This is a genomic window from Streptococcus sp. 2018WUSS126 (assembly GCF_044427425.1).
GTDB lineage: Bacteria > Bacillota > Bacilli > Lactobacillales > Streptococcaceae > Streptococcus > Streptococcus hashimotonensis.
In genome coordinates this window covers 1-4,573 of sequence record NZ_JAOTGB010000039.1, presented here as the reverse complement: position 1 = coordinate 4,573, position 4,573 = coordinate 1, and the positions used below count along the sequence as shown (strand labels likewise).

General features: G+C 39.3%; 4 protein-coding genes. 1 reads left to right on the top strand and 3 read right to left on the bottom strand.

Annotation, left to right across the window (positions count from 1 at the left end; genetic code table 11):
• Positions 1 to 304 precede the first annotated feature (304 nt).
• The 3 genes from ODU34_RS10140 to dnaG all read right to left on the bottom strand — a co-directional run bounded on the left by ODU34_RS10140 (position 305) and on the right by dnaG (position 3,816).
• Positions 305 to 628 carry a metal-sulfur cluster assembly factor gene (locus tag ODU34_RS10140; RefSeq protein ID WP_105139645.1) on the bottom strand — a complete coding sequence of 108 codons (324 nt, stop codon included), beginning with the start codon at positions 626 to 628 and terminating at the stop codon, positions 305 to 307.
• Positions 629 to 904: 276 nt separating this feature from the next.
• The gene (gene rpoD / locus ODU34_RS10135) at positions 905 to 2,023 is read right to left on the bottom strand and encodes an RNA polymerase sigma factor RpoD (RefSeq protein ID WP_002935555.1); all 1,119 of its coding nucleotides are present in this window, start codon (positions 2,021 to 2,023) and stop codon (positions 905 to 907) included.
• A gap of 2 nt (positions 2,024 to 2,025) precedes the next feature.
• Entirely contained in the window at positions 2,026 to 3,816 is a 1,791-nt protein-coding gene (gene dnaG, locus ODU34_RS10130; RefSeq protein WP_398578491.1) for a DNA primase, read from the bottom strand.
• A gap of 181 nt (positions 3,817 to 3,997) precedes the next feature.
• On the opposite strand from dnaG, the gene mscL reads away from it, so the two are divergent.
• Entirely contained in the window at positions 3,998 to 4,363 is a 366-nt protein-coding gene (gene mscL, locus ODU34_RS10125; RefSeq protein WP_105139647.1) for a large conductance mechanosensitive channel protein MscL, read from the top strand.
• Positions 4,364 to 4,573: the final 210 nt, after the last annotated feature.

Here is a 4,573-nt window from a genome sequence, read left to right as displayed (position 1 = left end):
GTATTTAGGACTTTAAATGAGGTAATCGATAAACTTCAAGAGATTATTCAAACCTTAACTGTTTATCAACTCAAATCAATTGTACATAGAGATTGGATATCGGCTATTTTTGATTTTAATTGAGTATTACTCCTCCTTGATCTGATCTGAACAATTAGATTATATCAGGAAAAAGAAATGGAAACTCAAAGCCTTGGCAGCCACCAGCATAGCTGGTGGTTTTCTTGTTTTTCTCTTCGAGAAAAACTGGCTCGAAGCCATAATAAAAAAATGGCTTCAAACGTTCGAAACCATTTTGTTTTTTTTATTTAATTCCTAATGCAATTCGAGCATAACGACTCATTTTTTGAACGGTCCAAGCTGGTGACCAAACCAGTCTCACATCTACTTCTGTTACTTCAGGAACATCCTTCAGTACATCATGAATTTGATCGGTAATTAGATCAGCTAATGGACAACCCATGGTCGTCAAGGTCATATCAATTTCAGCCTTGCCCTCAATAAATCGAATTTCATAAATTAGCCCTAAATTGATAATATCAATACCTAGCTCAGGGTCAATCACATCTTCAAGAGCACGAAAAATACGCTCCTGAATGTCTTTAATTTGATCTTCTGTGTACGTCATTTTTCTCTCTTTCTTGTTCACAAATTTAATACTAGAAAAGAAACAAACGAAGTTTGTGTCAAATTAGCCCACTGGACGTTACGCTCCCTTTCTAATTTCAAGGGGAGCGGTTGATTTTGTCTTCCAGACAGCCTGCTCTCTTATTTTCAAGCAGGCGTTAAAAACCTCCCCCGGAGGTTAACCTCGCTTTCTTATTTCTAGGCTCGGGTTAAAACACCAAAGGTTAGCCTGCTTTAATATTTCTGGGCAGGCGTTAAAAACGTCCACTGGACGTTTTTAATCCTCAATAAAGTCTCTGAGTGGTTTGCTGCGGGATGGGTGGCGGAGTTTACGGAGGGCTTTGGCTTCGATTTGGCGGATGCGTTCACGGGTTACGTTAAAGACTTTACCAACATCTTCAAGCGTGCGCATTTTACCATCATCTAAACCAAAACGAAGACGCAATACGTTTTCCTCACGGTCAGTAAGAGTATCCAATACCTCATCTAACTGTTCACGAAGAACGACACGAGTTGTGTAATCAACTGGATTTTCAATGACTTCGTCTTCAATAAAATCTCCAAGATGACTATCATCTTCTTCACCAATTGGGGTCTCGAGTGAAACAGGCTCTTGTGCAATCTTGAGGATTTCACGAACTTTCTCAGGCGTCATATCCATACGCTCAGCGATTTGCTCAGGCGTTGGGTCCTGACCCAATTCCTGCAAGAGATTGCGTTGTTCACGGACCAATTTGTTAATGGTTTCTACCATGTGAACAGGAATACGGATTGTACGCGCTTGGTCCGCAATGGCACGAGTGATAGCCTGACGAATCCACCAGGTTGCATAGGTTGAAAACTTGAAACCTTTAGAGTAGTCAAACTTGTCAACGGCCTTCATCAAGCCCATATTTCCTTCTTGGATAAGATCAAGGAACTGCATACCACGCCCTACATAACGCTTAGCAATAGAAACAACCAAACGTAAGTTGGCTTCAGCCAAACGTTGTTTCGCTTCTGGGTCACCTGCTTCAACCGCCAATGCCAATTCTTGCTCTTCCTCGTTGGTCAAAAGAGGTACAACACCAATTTCTTTCAAATACATGCGGACTGGGTCGTTCACTTTTGCAGAAGTGCTTCCGAGCAATTCTTCATCAGATAATTCTGGTTCTTCCTCTACCTGCATAGCACGAGCAGAAGGGTTCCCTTCTTTATCGACAATCGAAATTCCTGCGTCCTGAATACGTTGGAGCAAATCATCGATTCCGTCAGCATCAAGCGTAAATGGAATAACCAGTTGGTCATTGATTTCATCGTCTGTAGCTGAACCTTGTTTTTTATGGTTACGGATAAATTCGGCAACTTGTACATCAAAAGTAGTTACTTCTGTTTTTTTATCTTTTTTATTTGTCATATTTACTCCATTTGTCTTCTTCTATCGAGGAGTTTTTGCAACTCATCGAGGGCAATATCTGCATTTCCCACATGGGAATGTTCACGGATTTTCCGCGCTAGGTGCTGGTTCTCCTTCTTCAACAATTCCTTGTCTCGCCGAATTTCTAATTCTTCGATTTCGTGTGGAGATACTTCACTAGGTAAACGTTCTTCTTGCATACGATACCAAGCCTGTTGAGCGGAATCATTCAACTGTGATAGTTCAAAACTGGTAATTTCCCCAGATTTTTTTAACATATCATAAATAGCTTGTAATTCTGGCGTCGCAAAATAAAAATCTTCTCGTAAACGGAACTCATTGAGAATATAAGGATGTTCAACCATCCGATAAAGTAAATGGTTTTCTGTTCGAATAAGACTCGTTATACGAGCAATCGTTTGGACTGGTGGCAAATAAGACTGACCAGTCTGTGATTGAAATACCTGTTGTGTTCTCTCCTGGCGCTGGTTCAGACGAACAGCATTTACTGCCTGTTCCACCTGATTATAATCAAAGTCAGAAAGTAAATCCGCTACCTTATAAATATAAGAATTTTGAGCTGTAATGGATGATACTTTGGCAATAATTGGTGCAATCTTATCTACAAACTCAATCTGCATTTGTAGATTGTCAGGATTTTCAGGTTTCAAGTATTGAATCAAAAATTCTACATCACTGATTCGTGACTTGGTTAAAACCTGTTGCAAGACTTCTTCCGAATTTTTCTGCAAAAATTCATCTGGGTCCATATTATCTGGCAAGCTCACGATTTCAACCTGAAAATCTTGTAGTTCGTCCAGCGCCTTCATGGTAGCTGCCTGTCCAGCCTTATCCCCATCATAAGTCAGAATAATTTTCTTACAAAACTTAGCTAGGTGTGCAACATGCTCTCTTGTCAAAGCTGTTCCCATGGAAGCCACTGCATTATCAATCCCTACACGATGAGCAGCAATAACATCTAGAAAACCTTCCATGAGATAGGCTTCACGTTGCTTCTTAATAACCGCTTTAGCCTTGTCCAAATGATACAATTCATAGCTTTTATTGAAAATCGCAGTACTACGAGAGTTTTTATACTTAGCTAATTGTTTATTGTTTCGATCTTCTTCGGTCCAAATCCGACCTGAAAAAGCTACAATTCGACCATATTCATCCGCCAAGGGGAAAATAATCCTCGCTTGAAAGGCGTCATAAATAATATTATTCTCACTTGGATTGAACAAACCCGAATTCAATAGACTTTCTTCGTCATATTGACCTGATAGTTTTTGGTAAAGAATATTCTGTTCGGCCGGAGCTAAGCCTAGCTGGAATGTTTTTATGACATCATCTGTCAAGCCACGTTGGTGTAGATAAGCTCTAGCTTCCTCACCCATTTTAGTTGTCATCAAAAGGGCATGATAAAACTTTGCGGCATCCCGATGAATATCATACAGGACCTGATGCGGACTAATCCTTTTCTCCTCTTGATGATAGGAAGGAATTACATCTACTTGAAACCCTGCCTTCTCAGCTAAGATAGCTGCCGCATCCGCAAAAGAAACACCACGAACTTCTTCGACAAACTTGAATACATCTCCGGACTTACCACATCCAAAACAATGGTAGAACTGCTTATCTTCAATCACATTGAAAGACGGGGTTTTCTCCCCATGAAAAGGGCAAAGACCGACATAATTACGTCCGGCCTTAGTCAAAGCAACCGTTTCACCAATAACGTCAACGATATTGAGAGCTTGTTTTATTTCAGTAATTTTATCCTTTGAAAGCACATTCCCTCCTCATATCATACTAGCTAATTTAAAAAGTGAACACTCTTCCCTTAGTTTAACATACTCTATTGTATACTAAATAAGGGAAAATGTAAAATTTCTAAAACAAATTACTTGTAAAATATTTTTTTATGGGTATAATAGGTAAAGTAAAATATTTATGAAAGGACATATTTAGGATATGTTGAAAGATTTAAAAGCATTTTTGTTCCGTGGGAACATTGTTGACCTTGCTGTAGCAGTGGTAATTGGTGGTGCGTTTGGCGCAATTATTAAATCATTTGTTGAAGATATCATCACTCCATTGATTTTAACTCCTGCATTGAAAGCAGCAAATGTACAAAATATTGCTGACCTTGCATGGAATGGTGTGAAGTACGGTAGTTTCTTGAGCGCTGTTATTAACTTCCTAATCATTGGCACTTCGATGTTCTTTGTTGTTAAAGCAGCTGAGAAAGCAATGCCTAAGAAAGTTGAAGAGAAAGCTCCTGCTGGTCCAACTCAAGAAGAGTTGCTTGCAGAAATCCGCGATTTATTGAAAAAATAATCAATAATATTGAAAAACAGGTCTCCATACCTGTTTTTCTTTTCCATAATTACAAAAATAAGATGTGAGCCTCCACTCACATCTTTTATTATGGCTTCGAGCCAGTTTTTCTCGTAGAGAAAAACAAGAAAACCACCAGCTATGCTGGTGGCTGACAAGGCTTTGAGCTTCCATTTCTTTTTCCTGTTATAATCTAATTGTTCAGGTTAG